At 73.0% G+C, this 15008-nt stretch carries 16 protein-coding genes; 10 read left to right on the top strand and 6 right to left on the bottom strand.

Features of this window, described 5'->3' with window-relative positions; translation table 11 throughout:
* Nucleotides 1–17: 17 nt before the first annotated feature.
* The gene (gene fahA / locus ACPZVR_RS10175; RefSeq protein ID WP_436699463.1) at nt 18–1229 is read right to left on the bottom strand and encodes a fumarylacetoacetase; all 1212 of its coding nucleotides are present in this window, start codon (nt 1227–1229) and stop codon (nt 18–20) included.
* A complete protein-coding gene (locus ACPZVR_RS10170; protein ID WP_436699462.1) occupies nt 1226–2083 on the bottom strand; it encodes a hypothetical protein in 858 nt (285 codons plus the stop codon). The genes fahA and ACPZVR_RS10170 overlap by 4 nt, the downstream gene beginning before the upstream one ends.
* Nucleotides 2084–2171: 88 nt before the next feature.
* Here ACPZVR_RS10170 and ACPZVR_RS10165 point away from each other — a divergent pair, with 88 nt between their 5' ends.
* Nucleotides 2172–3377: a homogentisate 1,2-dioxygenase gene (locus ACPZVR_RS10165; RefSeq protein WP_436699461.1), complete on the top strand. Its 1206-nt coding sequence runs from the start codon at nt 2172–2174 to the stop codon at nt 3375–3377.
* 27 nt (nt 3378–3404) lie between these two features.
* Here the strand turns inward: ACPZVR_RS10165 and ACPZVR_RS10160 are convergent, their stop codons facing one another.
* Both ACPZVR_RS10160 and ACPZVR_RS10155 read right to left on the bottom strand, forming a co-directional pair.
* A complete protein-coding gene (locus ACPZVR_RS10160; protein WP_436699460.1) occupies nt 3405–5075 on the bottom strand; it encodes a DUF885 domain-containing protein in 1671 nt (556 codons plus the stop codon).
* 9 nt (nt 5076–5084) lie between these two features.
* Nucleotides 5085–6050, bottom strand: coding sequence for a helix-turn-helix transcriptional regulator (locus tag ACPZVR_RS10155; RefSeq protein WP_436699459.1), 966 nt, complete (start codon nt 6048–6050; stop codon nt 5085–5087).
* 93 nt (nt 6051–6143) lie between these two features.
* Between ACPZVR_RS10155 and ACPZVR_RS10150 the strand changes: the two genes are divergently transcribed.
* The 7 genes from ACPZVR_RS10150 to purE all read left to right on the top strand — a co-directional run bounded on the left by ACPZVR_RS10150 (nt 6144) and on the right by purE (nt 11815).
* The gene (locus tag ACPZVR_RS10150) at nt 6144–7259 is read left to right on the top strand and encodes an epoxide hydrolase family protein (RefSeq protein WP_436699458.1); all 1116 of its coding nucleotides are present in this window, start codon (nt 6144–6146) and stop codon (nt 7257–7259) included.
* 63 nt (nt 7260–7322) lie between these two features.
* Nucleotides 7323–8150 carry a biotin--[acetyl-CoA-carboxylase] ligase gene (locus tag ACPZVR_RS10145; protein WP_436699457.1) on the top strand — a complete coding sequence of 276 codons (828 nt, stop codon included), beginning with the start codon at nt 7323–7325 and terminating at the stop codon, nt 8148–8150.
* A gap of 29 nt (nt 8151–8179) precedes the next feature.
* Complete coding sequence (locus ACPZVR_RS10140) at nt 8180–8701, top strand: PH domain-containing protein (RefSeq protein WP_436699456.1); 522 nt, start codon at nt 8180–8182, stop codon at nt 8699–8701.
* Nucleotides 8694–9653, top strand: coding sequence for an adenylate/guanylate cyclase domain-containing protein (locus tag ACPZVR_RS10135; RefSeq protein ID WP_436699455.1), 960 nt, complete (start codon nt 8694–8696; stop codon nt 9651–9653). Before ACPZVR_RS10140 ends, ACPZVR_RS10135 begins: the two co-directional genes overlap by 8 nt.
* Nucleotides 9654–9765: 112 nt before the next feature.
* Nucleotides 9766–10089, top strand: coding sequence for a winged helix-turn-helix domain-containing protein (locus tag ACPZVR_RS10130; protein ID WP_436699454.1), 324 nt, complete (start codon nt 9766–9768; stop codon nt 10087–10089).
* 28 nt (nt 10090–10117) lie between these two features.
* Nucleotides 10118–11305 (top strand): 5-(carboxyamino)imidazole ribonucleotide synthase, encoded by a 1188-nt coding sequence (locus ACPZVR_RS10125; protein WP_436699453.1) that lies wholly within the window; start codon nt 10118–10120, stop codon nt 11303–11305.
* A gap of 21 nt (nt 11306–11326) precedes the next feature.
* Complete coding sequence (gene purE, locus ACPZVR_RS10120; RefSeq protein ID WP_436699452.1) at nt 11327–11815, top strand: 5-(carboxyamino)imidazole ribonucleotide mutase; 489 nt, start codon at nt 11327–11329, stop codon at nt 11813–11815.
* Between the two features lie 4 nt (nt 11816–11819).
* On the opposite strand, the gene ACPZVR_RS10115 is transcribed toward purE, so the two are convergent.
* Nucleotides 11820–12239, bottom strand: a complete 420-nt coding sequence (locus ACPZVR_RS10115) for a CoA-binding protein (RefSeq protein ID WP_436699451.1) — start codon at nt 12237–12239, stop codon at nt 11820–11822.
* Entirely contained in the window at nt 12236–12928 is a 693-nt protein-coding gene (locus ACPZVR_RS10110) for a TetR/AcrR family transcriptional regulator (protein WP_436699450.1), read from the bottom strand. Before ACPZVR_RS10110 ends, ACPZVR_RS10115 begins: the two co-directional genes overlap by 4 nt.
* Nucleotides 12929–13032: 104 nt before the next feature.
* On the opposite strand from ACPZVR_RS10110, the gene ACPZVR_RS10105 reads away from it, so the two are divergent.
* Nucleotides 13033–14184: an acyl-CoA dehydrogenase family protein gene (locus tag ACPZVR_RS10105; protein ID WP_436699545.1), complete on the top strand. Its 1152-nt coding sequence runs from the start codon at nt 13033–13035 to the stop codon at nt 14182–14184.
* A gap of 195 nt (nt 14185–14379) precedes the next feature.
* A complete protein-coding gene (locus tag ACPZVR_RS10100) occupies nt 14380–14946 on the top strand; it encodes a hypothetical protein (RefSeq protein ID WP_436699449.1) in 567 nt (188 codons plus the stop codon).
* Nucleotides 14947–15008: the final 62 nt, after the last annotated feature.

Genomic DNA, 15008 nt, shown 5'->3' with positions numbered 1-15008 from the left:
TCGATCCGTGGCGCCGCTCAGCTGGTCGGCAGGATCCTGCCACGGACCTCGCCGAGACCGATCCGCCCCCGGGCGCCGGGGGCCGTGTAGCGCAGGACGACCTCGTCGCCGTCCTCGAGGAAGGTGCGCTCCACGCCGCCGGCGGTGAACGGCTCACGGCCGCCCCACGACAGCTCGAGGAAGGAGCCGCGCTGCTCGCGCTCCGGTCCGCTGATCGTCCCCGAGGCGTAGAAGTCGCCGACCCGCAGCGACGCGCCGTTGACGGTGAGGTGCGCCAGCATCTGTGCCGGTGACCAGTACATCGAGCGGTACGGCGGCCGCGCGACGACGGTGCCGTTGAGCTCGACCTCCACGTCGATGTCGTAGCCCGAGGGGCCCTCCTCGCGGAGGTAGGGGAGGAGGGGGACGTCCTGGCCCGGAAGCGGCACCCGGGCCGCCTCGAGCGCGGCGAGCGGCGTCACCCAGGCGCCGATCGACGTCGCGAAGGACTTGGCGAGGTTGGGGCCGAGCGGGACGTACTCCCAGGCCTGGATGTCGCGTGCCGACCAGTCGTTGACGCCGGTCACGCCGAAGACGGTCTCGGCGAACTCGCTGGTGCCGACCCGGGTGCCGAGGGGCACGGTGCGGCCGACGACGAAGCCGAGCTCGGCCTCGATGTCGAGCCGGCGGCTCGGGCCGTACGTCGGCGCCGCCTCGTCGGGCGCCTTGCGCTGACCGGCGGGCCGGCGGATGTCGGTGCCGGAGACCACGATCGAGCCGGCGCGGCCGTGGTAGCCGACGGGCAGGTGCTTCCAGTTGGGGAGCAGGGCGTCGCCGTCGGGGCGGAAGATCCGGCCGACGTTGGTGGCGTGGTGCTCGGAGGCGTAGTAGTCGACGTAGTCGGCGACGGCGAACGGCAGCGCGCAGGTGACGTCGGCCAGCGGCAGCAGGCTGAGCTGCTCGCGCCGGCTGGGGTCGGTGAGCAGCTCGACCACCCAGGCCCGGACCTCGGCCCAGGCCGCCGGCCCGGCCGCGAGCAGCGGGTTGAGGGCGGGGACGTCGAGCAGGGAGCTCCACTCCGGCCGCAGGGAGCGGGCCGCGGCGCCCAGGTCGAGCACCAGGTCGCCGATCCGGACGCCGATCCGGCCGGGGCCGTCGCTGCTGGTCGTGGTGACGACGGCGTAGGGCAGGTTGTCGACGTCGTACAGGCTGCCGGCGGCGCCCGGGACCCAGGTCTGCTGGTCGGTCATCGGCGGATCTCCTCGGTGGTCTCGTGGATCGGTGCGGGGGCGACCAGGCCGAGGGCGACCAGGTCGTCGTAGGGCTCGGCGACGCTGCACGAGCCGTAGGAGGTGAAGGCGGCGCGGGCCGCGGCGAGGTCCGCGTCGGCGCGCACGGCGTCCGCGAGGGTGGTGGCGTCGCGCTCGGCGAGCGTGGCGACCAGCGTCGCGTGGTCGGCGCCGGCGACGGCGCGGGCGGTCGCGAGCAGGATGTTCAGGTAGCCGTGGTGCTCGAAGCCGGTGTCCCGGCCGGTGTGGCGCACGGCGTTGTGCAGCCCCGCCGTGCACTTGAACGGGATCGCGCGCGCGACCGCGGCGGCGATCCACGTGGCGACCTCCTCCTCGGAGGGGAACGCGGCCGCCTCGGTGCCCCCCGTGCGGAACTTCAGCCGCAGGCCGTGGGTGGCCACGGCGTCCAGCACCTCCGCCCAGCCGGTGCCGCCGGGGCGGGGGACCTCGACATGGGTCGGCGGTCCGGCGGGGGCGGCGGCCGCGATGGCGGCGACCTGCGCGGCCGGCCCCGCGGTGCCGCCGAGCTTCACCTCCAGGCCGGCGAGGGCCACGCCCGCCGCGGCGGCGCGGGCGGGCACGCCGGCCACCTCGTCGGGGCCGGGCACGACCACGCTGACCGCGACGCCGGTGGCGTCGAGCGCGGCGAGCTCGTCGAGCCGCGCGGTGTCCACGACGAGGGGACCGACCAGGTCGGCGTAGGGACGCTCCGGGTGGGCGCAATGGGCACGAACCGCCTCGGGGAGGGGGGCCAGGCCGGGCGGGAAGATCGCGGCGTCGTCGACGAGGTGCTGGAACGGCGGAGGGATGGACACGCCCCCACTGTAGCGTCTAGTGTTCGGAATGAGAACAAGCGTGTTCTGATATCGAACGCAACGCACGAGGTGCACCAGGAGGGTGGCGATGGCGTACTACCGGCAGGTCGGAGAGGTCCCGCAGAAGCGGCACACGCAGTTCCGGGACGCCGATGGGCGGCTCTACTACGAGGAGCTGATGGGCGAGGAGGGCTTCTCCTCCGACTCCTCGCTGCTCTACCACCGCGGTGTGCCGTCGGCGATCACCTCCGCCGAGACGTGGGAGCTGCCCGACCAGACCCGGGTGCCCAACCATCCGCTCACAACGCGCCACCTCCGGCTCCACGACCTCACCACCGGCACGGACGCCGTCACCGACCGTCGTCTGGTGCTCGGCAACGCCGACGTGCGGATCTCCTACGTGGTCACCGGCGGTGCCGACGCCGGCCCGTCCCCGCTCTACCGCAACGCGATCGGCGACGAGTGCGTCTACGTCGAGACCGGCGCCGGCACGGTCGAGACCGTCTTCGGCGTCCTGCCCTACCGCGCGGGCGACTACGTCGTCATCCCGCGTGCCACCACCCACCGCTGGGTGCCCGCCGAGCCGTCGCGGCTCTACGCCATCGAGGCCAACAGCCACATCGCACCGCCGAAGCGCTACCTGTCGCGCTACGGCCAGCTGCTCGAGCACGCGCCGTACTGCGAGCGCGACCTGCACGGACCGACCGCCGTCCACCTGGCCGACGACCACGCTGCCGGCAGCGGAGCGAGCGACGTCGAGGTCCTCGTGAAGCACCGGGTCGGCGGCCAGGTCGTCGGCACCCGCTACACCTACGCGACCCACCCGTTCGACGTCGTCGGCTGGGACGGCTGCCTGTACCCCTACACCTTCAACATCGACGACTACATGCCGATCACCGGCAAGATCCACCAGCCGCCGCCGGTGCACCAGGTCTTCGAGGGGCACAACTTCGTGATCTGCAACTTCCTGCCGCGCAAGGTCGACTACCACCCGCTGGCCGTTCCGGTGCCCTACTACCACTCCAACGTCGACTCCGACGAGGTCATGTTCTACGTCGCCGGCGACTACGAGGCGCGCAAGGGCTCGGGCATCGGACTCGGCTCGATCTCCCTGCACCCCGGCGGCCACGCCCACGGGCCCCAGCCCCAGGCGATCGAGGCGTCGCTGGGCGCGGAGTACTTCGAGGAGTCGGCCGTCATGGTCGACACCTTCGCGCCGCTCGACCTCGGCGAGGGCGGGCGGGCCGTCGAGGACCCGGACTACGCCTGGACCTGGGCCCGCGCGCTCGACTGACCGAACCCGCGGTCCCGGTCAGCCGGCTCAGAGGCGGGCGAGCGCGGCCTGCAGCGGGTCGAGGCCGAGGCCGCCGAGGTCGAGCGCGGCGGTGTGGAACGCCTTGAGGTCGAAGGCCGCACCATGGCGGGTCCGGGCGTCCGCGCGCGCGTCGAGCCAGATCCGCTCGCCGACCTTGTACGACGGCGCCTGGCCCGGCCAGCCGAGGTAGCGGTTGACCTCGAACCTCAGCGAGCCGTCGTCCATCCGCGAGTGCGCACGCATGAACTCGTAGGCCAGGTCGGCGTTCCAGGTCTCGCCGGGCCGCCAGCCGAACGGGTTGTCCGCCGGCACGGTCAGCCCGAGGTGCACGCCGATGTCGACGACCACGCGCGCGGCGCGGAAGCCCTGCATGTCGAGGAACCCGAGTCGATCGCCCGGGTCGGCGAAGTAGCCGAGCTCGTCCATCAGCCGCTCGGCGTACAGGGCCCAGCCCTCGCCGTGGCCGCTGACCCAGCACAGCAGCCGCTGCCAGCGGTTGAGCAGGTCGGCGCGGTGGACGGCCTGCGCGACCTGCAGGTGGTGGCCGGGCACGCCCTCGTGGAAGACCGTCGTCGTCTCGCGCCAGGTCGAGTAGCGCTCGTGGTCGTCGGTGAACGAGAACCACATGGTGCCGGGCCGGGAGAAGTCCTCGGTGGGCGGGGTGTACCAGGCGCCGCCGTCGTTGATCGGCGCGACCTTGCACTGCAGCGTCCGGATCGGCTCGGCGATGTCGAAGTGCACGCCGTCGAAGTCGGCGAGGATCGTGTCGGACCTCTCCTGCATCCAGGCCTGGAACGCCTCGCGGCTGCCGCAGTCGCGCTCCGGGTCGGCGTCGAGGGCGGCGACGGCGTCGGCCACCGAGCCGCCGGGGACGATCCGCGCGGCGGTGGCGGCCATGTCGTCCTCGATCCGCTTCAGCTCCTCCCAGCCCCAGCGGTAGGTCTCCTCGAGGTCCACGCTCGCGCCGAGGAAGTAGCGGGACGCCAGCGAGTAGTGGTCGCGGCCCACGCCGTCGACGTCGCGGCCGCGGGGGAGCAGGTCGGTCTCGACGAACCGCCCGAACTCCGCGTACGCGGCCGAGGCGCTCGCCGCCGCGGCGGCCAATGCGTCGCGGACACCCTCCGGGGCGGAGGCGACGACGCCGGCGAAGTAGTCGCCGGCAGCCCCCTCCTGCCCGGTCCAACCGCGCACCTGGCCGGCCACCTCGGCGTACTGCCGCTTCGCGGACACCCGGCCGCCGGCCGCCTCCTCGAGCAGCGTGGCGCGGTAGCCGTCGAGCGCGGCCGGCACCGCGGCCAGCCGGTCGCCGATCGCCTCCCAGTGCTCCGGGGTCTCGGTCGGCATCAGGTCGAACACCTCGCGCACGGCGTGGATCGCGCTCGAGATCACGGAGAACTCGCTGCGCTCGACGCCGGCCTCGGCGCGCTCGACGGTGAGCCCGACGCGCTCGACGAAGGCGGCCTTGGCGACCGCCTCGCGCTCGTCGACCGTCTCCAGCGCCGCGACCTCGGCCAGGGCCCGGCGGTGCAGCTCCTCGGTGGCGGCGAAGCCGTCGGGGGAGAGATCGGGCAGCTCGCCGTCGTGGCCCGGGATGCCGGCGTAGGTCGCCGTCAACGGATCGAGGGCGGCGAGGTCCTCGACGAAGCGGTCGGTGCGGTCGTCCACGAGTCGCGTCATGTCGGAACCCTAGGACGCGCTCCCGACGACGGCATCCGCATATCGCCGCGCCAGGACGCGCAGGTGGCCGACCAGGGCGGCCGGGGACTCCACCGTGAAGTCGAGCCCGAGCATGCCGATCCAGACCGCCACGATCTCCAGGCTGTCGCCGCCGGTGACCAGCACGCAGCGGCCGTCGGGACGGGACTCGACCACGCCGACGGCCGGATTGATCCTGGCGAGCACCTCCTCGGCGGGAGCGTCGACGACCAGCCGGGCATGGACCGACCAGCCGGTCCGGGCCACCTCGCGGACCACGAGCTCGGTGAGGTCGTCGGGCTGAGGCGAGGGGCGGAACGAGCGACCGCCCGGCATCCGCAGGGTCAACCAGTCCACGCGGTACGGCGCCCACGAGTCGGTTCCGGGGGAGCGGCCGACCACGAACCACCGTCGTTGCCAGGCCACCAGCCGGTAGGGCTCGATCTCGATCCGGTCCTGCTCCGCGCCGTAGAACGCGCGCAGGCCGCGGTGGTCGCGGATCGCGTCGGCGATCTCGGCGAGCACGCTCGCGTCGACCGCGGGGTCCTCGACGTTGGAGTCGGTGTTGGCGGGGCCGGCCTCGGTGGCGTCGCGCAGTGCGGCGATGCGGCGGCGGAGCCGGTCGGGCAGCACGTGCTCGAGCTTGGTGAGCGCCCGGCCGCCGCTCTCCTCGAAGCCGGCCACGCCCGTCACGGTCCGCAGGCCCACCGCCACGGCGACGGCCTCCTCGTCGTCGAGCAGCAGCGGGGGGAGCTTCGCGCCGGCGCCGAGACGGTAGTGGCCGGACCGCCCGCGCACCCCGTCGACGGGGTAGCCGAGCTCGCGCAGCCGGGTGACGTCGTTGCGCACCGTCCGCTCGGTCACGTGGAGCCGGGCGGCGAGCTCGGGCGCGGTCCACGCGACCCGGGACTGCAGCAGCCCGAGCAGCTCGAGCAGGCGTTCCGAGGTCGTCCTCATCGCCCTGATTAAACAGGAACGTTCTGTTCCGGTATGCGTCCTAGCGTCGGAGACACCCAGAGGCACCACCACCACCGACCGAGAGGCCCGACCATGTCCGAGCAGATCACCCCCTTCGTCATCGACGTCCCCCAGGCCGAGCTCGACGACCTCCGCGCCCGCCTCGACCGCACCCGCTTCGCCCCGGCCGCGCCCGGCGACAGCTGGGACCACGGCACCCCGGAGTCGTACCTGCGCGCCATGGTCCGACGCTGGCAGGCCTTCGACTGGCGCGCGGTCGAGGCCCGACTCAACGCCTACGACGGCTACGTCACCGAGATCGACGGCCAGCGCATCCACTTCCTCCACGTCCGCAGCCGCCACGCCGACGCCATCCCGCTGCTCCTCGCGCACACCTACCCGGGATCGCAGCTGGACTTCCTCGACATGATCGAGGCCCTCGTCGACCCCGAGGCCCACGGCGGCACCGCCGAGGAGGCGTTCCACGTGGTCATCCCGTCGCTTCCGGGCTTCGGCTTCTCGACGCCGGTCGCCGACGGAGGCTGGACGACGCGACGTGCCGCGGCGGCGTACGACGTGCTCATGCGCCGGCTCGGCTACGACTCCTACGGCGTCCACGGCAGCGACCTGGGAGCGATGGTCGGGCGCGAGCTCGCCGTGCTGGACCCCGAGGGCTTCCGGGGTGCGCACGTGCTCCAGCTGTTCTCCTTCCCGAGCGGCGACCCGGCGGAGTTCGCCGCCTTCGGTCCGAAGGAGTACGCCGCGCTCGAGCACATGCAGTGGTTCCAGTCGGTCGGCGGCTACAACCAGATGAACGCCAGCCGCCCGCAGACGATCGCCGCGGGCCTCGCGGACTCTCCCGTCGCCGTGCTGGCCTACGGCGAGCTGTTCGAGAGCTTCGGCAACGGCACCAGCCTGGTGACTCCCGAGCAGGTATTGGCGCAGGCGACCCTCTACTGGCTGACCAACACCTACGGCTCGGCCGCCCGCTACTACTACGACGAGCAGCGCGCCGGCACCGACCCGGTCGTCAGCACGGGACGGATCGGCGTGGCGGTGTTCAAGGACGACTTCCAGACCATCCGCTCGCTCGCCGAGCGGGACAACACCGGTATCGCGCATTGGTCGGAGCACCCGCGCGGCGGGCACTTCGCCGCGCTGGAGGTGCCCGCGGACGTGGTCGCGGACCTGCGGGCGTTCTTCGCCTGAGACCGCCGCGCGGGCCGGGCCCCGGGCTTTCCTCCGGGGCGTGGCTGCGCCAAGGTAGAGCCCGTGACTTCCGGTTCCACCCCGATGCCCGTCCGTGGACCGCTCGACGGCGACCGTCTCGCCGCTGCGTCCGAGCTGACCCCCGACCTCGCCTTCGAGCTGCTCAGCGAGGCGCCGTCGACCAACGAGGTCGCGGCGGAGCGTGCCCGCGCGGGTGCGCACGAGGGCCTCGTCGTGGTGGCCGACCACCAGTCGTCGGGCCGGGGCCGCCTCGACCGCACCTGGCAGACGCCCCCCGGCACGGCGGTGACCTTCTCCCTGCTCCTGCGCCCCACGGTGCCGCCGGCGTCCTGGCCGTGGCTGCCGCTGCTCGTCGGCCACAACGTGGCGAAGGCGCTCGTCGCGCTCGGGTACGACGCCTCGGTGAAGTGGCCCAACGACGTGCTGCTCGACGCCGATCGCAAGGTCGCGGGCATCCTCGTCGAGCGCGTGGAGACGCCGACCGGACCGGCGGCGATCGTGGGCGTCGGCATCAACGTCGGCATGAGTGCCGAGGAGCTCCCCGTCCCGACCGCGACCAGCCTCGCCGTCGCCGGGACCGACGTGCCCGACCGGACCTCGGTGCTGCTCGGCGTGGTCGCCGCGGTCCGCGAGGGGTACGACATGTGGCAGGCCGGTGGCGAGCAGGGCACCGCGCGCCTCGCCGCGTCGTACCGCGCCCAGTGCGCGACGCTCGGCCGCGACGTGCGCGTCGAGCTGCCGGGCTCCGGGGAGCTGCTCGGGCGGGCGACCGACATCGACGACGACGGGCGCCTGGTGGTCGAGACCGCCGCCGGGACCGAGCGGGTCGGCGCGGGCGACGTGATCCACGTCCGCCCGGCCTCGGCCTGAACCGTCGCGTTTGGTGGGATGATCGGGCCGTGGCCATCTCGAAGAAGCTGCTCAACCCCGGCGAGCGCCTGATCATCAGCACCCGTCAGCACCCCAAGGCGCTGTTCGGGCCGATCCTCGCGCTCGTCGTCCTGCTCGCCATCGGCGTCGCGGCACAGGTGATCCTCGAGGACACCGGCTTCCAGCGCGTGCTCACGCTCATCGTGTGGGTGCTCGCGATCCTCGGGATCCTGTGGTTCTCGGTGCGTCCCTTCCTCGACTGGCTGACCACCGTCCACGCCTTCACCGACCGCCGGCTGATCACCCGCAACGGGATCATCACCCGCCGTGGCCACGACATCCCGCTGGCCCGGGTCAGCGACATCGCCATGGAGATCAACCTGATCGACCGTCCCTTCGGCTGCGGCAGCCTCCTGATCTCCGACGCCTCGACGTTCGGCACCGTGCGGCTCAACGACATCCCGCACGTCGAGGCCACGCAGCGCCGGCTCAACGAGCTGCTCCACGAGCTCCACAGCGGACAGGCCCCCCGTCGGGACGAAGGTGTCTGACACCGCCCCGGAGCGGGCCTGCCTCGGGGAGGAGCCCCAGCTCACCGCGGCGGAGGTCGCCGAGCGGGCCGGCCTGCCGCTCGACCAGACCCGCCGGCTGTTCCGCACGCTCGGCTTCGCCGAGCACGGCGACGAGCGCGCCTACACCGGCGCCGACGTCGCCGCCATCCGGTTGATGACGCAGATCCTCGAGGACGGCGTCATCGACCTCGACGTGGCGCTCAACGTCACCCGGGGGGTCGGCATCACCATGGCGCGCCTGGCCGACTGGGAGGTCGGCGAGCTGGTGCAGCACGTCGCGGACGGCGCACCCGAGGGCGAGCCGGTCGCCGAGGACCCCGGCGCCTGGGTGCTGGCCCGCCTGGGCGAGCGGTTCGAGGGCCTTCTCGTCTATGCCTGGCGCCGCCATCTCGCCGCCGCGGTGGCCCGGATGGAGTCGGTGCGCGCCCTCGACGACGATCCGCACACCACGGACCTCAGCGTCGGCTTCGCCGACATCGTGGGCTTCACCGCGCTGTCGAACGAGGTCTCCCGCGAGCGGATCGGCGAGCTCGTCGAGGTCTTCGAGGCCCGCTGCGGTGACGTGATCGCCCGCGAGCAGGGCCGGCTGATCAAGAGCATGGGCGACGCGGTGCTGTTCGTGAACGACGACCCGATGGCCGCCTTCGCGACCGCCGAGGGCATCATCAACGTCATCGGCCGCGACCCCCGGATGCCCGACGTACGCGTCGGCCTCGCGTCCGGCGGCGTCGTGCTGCGCATGGGCGACGTCTTCGGCCCGCCGGTCAACCTCGCGGCCCGGCTGACCCAGGTCGCGCGCCGCAACCGGATCATCGTCGACCACGCGACGGCCGACCTGCTCCCGGCCGACCAGGTGGAGTCCCGGCCACTGCCGGCGCGCCCGGTGCGCGGCTTCGGCGTGGTGGAACCTGTTGCAGTCAGGCGTGCCTGACCTTTCACCTTGACCGAATTCCCTGGTCAGCGCCAGTTTTGGGGTGGCTTCTCAAGGCAAAATTCTCGCCATTCCGTATCCCGGACGCGGTCATTTCCTTACGTTGAGCCCTGTGATCGAGGTGCAGGATGTTCGGGTCGACCCGTCGACCCGGCGCATGTGGCGTGGGGACCGCGAGATCCTGTTGTCGCGCAAGGAGTTCGACCTGGTGCACGCGCTCATCGCGCGCGCCGGCTCGATCGTCACGCGTGAGGAGCTGATGCGCGACGTGTGGGGGGTGACCTTCTGGACGTCGTCGAAGACGATCGACGTCCACCTCGGCTGGGTACGACGCAAACTCGGGGACGACACCCGCCAGCCCCGGCTCATCACGACGATCCGTGGTCAGGGCCTGCGCTTCGAGCTCGACGAGGCCGTGGAGGCCGGCTCGGCGTAGACGGCCCGGACTGCGTAGGGTTTCGGCCGTGTCGACGACCGAACCCGCGCCCCGGATCGCCGTGATCGGCGGCGGTCAGCTCGCCCGGATGATGGCGCAGCCCGCCGTCGCCCTCGGCGTACCGCTCCGTCTGCTCGCCGAGGCCGCGGGCGTCTCGGCCGCGCAGGTGATCCCGGACCAGATGGTCGGCGACTACCGCGACCTCGCCACCCTGCGCACAGTCACCGAGGGCTGCTCGGTCGTCACCTTCGACCACGAGCACGTCCCGACCGAGCACCTGCGCGCTCTCGCCGCCGACGGCGTGATCGCGCACCCGGGCCCCGAGGCACTGGTCCACGCGCAGGACAAGGTCGTGATGCGCGAGGCGATGGGTCGTCTCGGCGCCCCGCAGCCGCGCTGGGCGGTCGTCGCGTCCGAGGCCGACGTCGAGGCGTTCGGGCTGCCGTGCGTCCTCAAGGTCTCCCGGGGCGGGTACGACGGCAAGGGGGTCTGGGTGGTGCGCTCGCTCGCCGACGCGGCCGAGCCGCTGGCCGCCGCCGAGGCGACGGCGTCGATGGGGGTCCGGCTGCTCGCCGAGGAGCTCGTCGATTTCCGGCGTGAGCTCTCCGCGCTGGTGGCCCGGGCCCCCAGCGGCCAGGCCGCGGCGTACCCGGTCGTCGCGACCCTCCAGGTCGACGGCGTGTGCCGCGAGGTGATCGCACCGGCGCCCGACCTCGATCCCGCCCTCGCGACATCGGCGCAGGAGCTCGCGCTCCGGATCGCCGGCGAGCTGGACGTCACCGGCATCCTGGCCGTCGAGCTGTTCGAGGCGACCGACGCCGACGGACGCCCGGTCGTCTACATCAACGAGCTCGCGATGCGGCCGCACAACACCGGCCACTGGACCCAGGACGGCGCGGTCACCAGCCAGTTCGAGAACCACCTGCGCGCGGCCCTCGACCTGCCCCTCGGCTCGCCCGCACCCCGAGCCCGGTGGACGGTGATGGTCAACATCCTCGGCGGCGACCGCCCCGACGTGGCTCGCCTCTACGACGGGTACCCCCACGCGCTGGCCCGCGACCCGCAGCTGCGGGTGCATCTCTACGGCAAGGAGCTGCGCCCGGGCCGCAAGGTCGGCCACGTCAACGTCTACGGCGACGACCTCGAGGACTGCCTGGAGCGGGGGCGGCACGCCGCCGCGTGGTTCCGCGGCGACCTGGGCGACGAGAGCGAGTAGTCCGACACTAGGCTCGCGCCCATGACTGCGCGCGTGGGCATCGTGATGGGCTCCGACTCCGACTGGCCGGTGATGAAGGCCGCGGCCGAGGCGCTCCAGGAGTTCGGCGTCGCGTACGAGGCCGACGTGGTCTCCGCGCACCGCATGCCCACCGAGATGCTGGCCTACGGGCAGCAGGCGGCGGGCCGCGGCCTGTCGGTGATCATCGCCGGCGCCGGCGGCGCAGCGCACCTGCCGGGCATGCTCGCGGCGGTGACCCCGCTGCCGGTGATCGGCGTGCCGGTGCCGCTGAAGTACCTCGACGGCATGGACTCGCTGCTCTCGATCGTGCAGATGCCGGCCGGGGTGCCGGTGGCCACCGTCGCGATCGGCGGCGCGCGCAACGCCGGCCTCCTCGCCGTCCGCATCCTCGCGGCGACCGATCCCGCGCTGCAGAAGCGGATGACCGACTTCCAGGCCGAGCTGAAGGCCGTCGCCGAGGCGAAGGGCGCGGTCGTCCGCGACCAGTAGGGGCTCAGGCGCCGCGCCGGCGCCATTCGATCGCCGGGCAGGTGTCCATGACCATCGGGACACCGGCCGCGCGGGTCCGCTCGAACGCGTCCTGGTCTACGACGCCGAGCTGGAACCACACGCCGCCGGCGCCGATCGCGACGGCCTCGTCGGCGAACCGGCCGGCGTCCTCGGAGCGGCGGAACACGTCGACCACGTCGATCGGGAAGGGCACGTCGGCCAGCGTGGCGTAGCCCTGCTCGCCGAGCACCACGGGCGCCGAGGGATGGATCGGCACGATCTTCTTGCCCCGGCGCTGGAGCAGGGCCGCGATCTCGTAGGCGGTGCGGCCCGGGTTGCCGGACAGGCCGACGATCGCCCAGGTCGTGGTGTCGTCGAGCATCCGGTCGATGACGGCGGGGTCGAGGTGCGCGGGAGTGCTCATGACGACCCAAGGTCCTCGGCGCCCGGGTTCTTCCCGCCGAGCGCCTCGCGCACCCGCCGCACCACCTGCTCGACGTCCTGCTGCCCGCCGGTGATCACGATCGTGGCGGGTCCCGCCGCCGCGCCGCGCAGCAGCGCGACCGCGTGGCCCAGCGCCCGGTCGACCAGCGCCTCCGCCGTCGCGGCATCGTCGACGTCGCCGCGCAGCCACTGGCGCAGCACGTGGTTGTGGCCGATGACGACGGCCGAGGCGACGAGCTCGGCGCGCAGCGGGCCGTCGGGCTCGGCGTCGAGCCAGCCGTGCACGTGCCGGGCGAAGAGTCGGACGTAGCGCTGCACGCTCGCGATCTCCCGGTCGCGGATCGCCGGCACCGTGCTCGCGAGCCGGTAGCGGGCGCGCGCGGTCGGGCCCTCCGCCAGGTAGTGGGCGAGCACGATGCCGGCGGCCTCGCGCAGGGCGAGCTCCCGCCCGGCGGGGGAGGCCGTCGCGAGGCGGCTGTCGATCCGGGTCAGCAGCGCGTCGTGGTCGGGCAGGACCACGTCCTCCTTGCCGCGGAAGTGGCGGAAGAAGGTGCTGCGGCCGGTGGCCGCCCGGCTGGCGATGTCGTCGACGGTGGTGCCGTCGTACCCCTGGGCCTCGAAGAGCTCGAAGGCGGCGGCGACGAGGCGGTCGCGGGCGGTGGCGGGCACCGGCGCAGCCTAACTCGACGGGACGGAGTCTCGCGAGTACGATACTGAGTACCAGCCCGATCCGGGAGAGCCCGTCCAGGAGAGCCGTCGTGAGCGACCACCCGATGTACGCCCTGTCCGAGGAGCACCAGGCCGTCCGCGAGGCCGTCCGGGCGCTCTGCGACGCGAAGGTCGCACCCTTCGCCGCCGAGGTCGACGAGGAGGCGCGCTACCCGCGCGAGGCGGCCGAGGCGCTCCAGGCCGCCGACTTCCACGCGCCCCACGTCCCGGAGGAGTACGGCGGCGCCGGCGCCGACGCGCTCGCCACCGTCCTGGTCATCGAGGAGATCGCCCGCGCCGACGTCTCGGCCTCGCTCATCCCCGCCGTCAACAAGCTCGGCTCGCTGCCGCTCATGATCGGCGGCTCGGAGGACCTCAAGAAGAAGTACCTCGGCCGACTGGCCGCCGGCGAGGGCTTCTCCTACTGCCTCTCCGAGCCCGACGCGGGCTCGGACGCCGCCAACCAGCGGACCCGCGCGGTGCGCGACGGGGACGGCTGGGTCCTCAACGGCACCAAGCGCTGGATCTCCAACGCGGGGGAGTCGGAGTTCTACACCGTCCTCGCCACGACCGACCCCGAGGCCCGCTCCAAGGGCATCTCGGCGTTCGTCGTGGAGAAGTCGGACGCCGGCGTCTCGTTCGGCGCACCCGAGAAGAAGCTCGGCATCAAGGGCTCGCCGACGCGCGAGGTCTACTTCGACAACGTCCGCATCCCCGGCGATCGGATCATCGGAGACGAGGGGAAGGGCTTCGAGTACGCCATGAAGACCCTCGACCACACCCGGGTCACCATCGCCGCCCAGGCTGTCGGCGTCGCCCAGGGGGCGCTCGACTACGCGCTCGGCTACGCCCAGGAGCGTCAGCAGTTCGGCAAGGCGATCGCGGACTTCCAGGGCCTGCAGTTCCTGCTGGCCGACATGGGCATGAAGGTCGAGGCGGCCCGCCAGCTGACCTACGCAGCCGCCGGCCGCTCCGAGCGCGGCGACAGCGACCTCACCTTCTTCGGCGCCGCGGCCAAGTGCTTCGCCTCCGACGTCGCCATGGAGGTCACCACCAACGCGGTGCAGGTCCTCGGCGGCTACGGCTACACCCGCGACTACCCGGTCGAGCGGATGATGCGCGACGCCAAGATCACCCAGATCTACGAGGGCACCAACCAGGTGCAGCGGATCGTGATGGCCCGCCAGCTCCTCGCCGGGGTGCAGAGCACCCTCTGACAGGCACCCCCGGACGCGCCGACGCGCCCGGCGCCGTACCGCATCCGTGGCCGGGTGTCACGCGACCGCGCAAAATTCTCCCCCTCGAGCCGTAACGAAGTTCACAGCACGCCGGTTGGGTGATACAGGTTCGCCTGTCGCCATCCGGGGTCGGGCGGAGCGTCACATTCATCCTCTCGGGAGAGATGAGGTTCGATGCGTCGTCACGTGGTGCCGTGGAGTGCCCTGGTGGCACTCGCCGTGTTCCTGCTCGCCCTGCTGGGGATCGTCGGCAGTCCCGCGAGCGCCGATCCCTACACGCCTGCCGTGCCGACGTCGTGCCGGATCACGGTGCCGGCCACCGTCGCCGGCGACCGCGTGGTCGTGCGGGTGGACGTCACCGCCGCCGGCAGCGTCCAGCCGCGGGGCACCGTGACCGTCGACGGCGATCGCGTCTCCCCGGGCGGCTCCGCCGCGGACCGCTGGAGCAGGACGGTGCGCTACGAGGGCTCCCGGGTCGAGATCGTCGGCCCGCGCCTCGAGCGCGGGAAGCACCAGGCGACCGCCACCTTCGTCCCCGACGACCCGACCCGCTTCCTGCGCTGCAGCGACAACGTCAGGTTCGAGGTCGACGCCGTGGACGAGTCCGGTGGGGGCAACGGTGGCAGCGGCGGCGGTGGGCTGCCCAACACCGGGGGCCCGCACCTGGGATTCCTCCTCGCCGGGATCGGGCTCGTGGCCGTCGGCGGCGGACTCGCGGAGCGAGCGCGCCGCCGGACGTGACACACGCGTCCGCCTCGCGTTGGATGGGGTGGGGCTGTCCGACGCGAGGCCCCGCCGAGGAG

The sequence above is a fragment of the Nocardioides segetis genome, assembly GCF_051390595.1.
Lineage (GTDB): Bacteria > Actinomycetota > Actinomycetes > Propionibacteriales > Nocardioidaceae > Nocardioides.
Note: the sequence above shows the minus strand (reverse complement) of the source record. Positions and strands in the feature narration are given on the sequence as shown.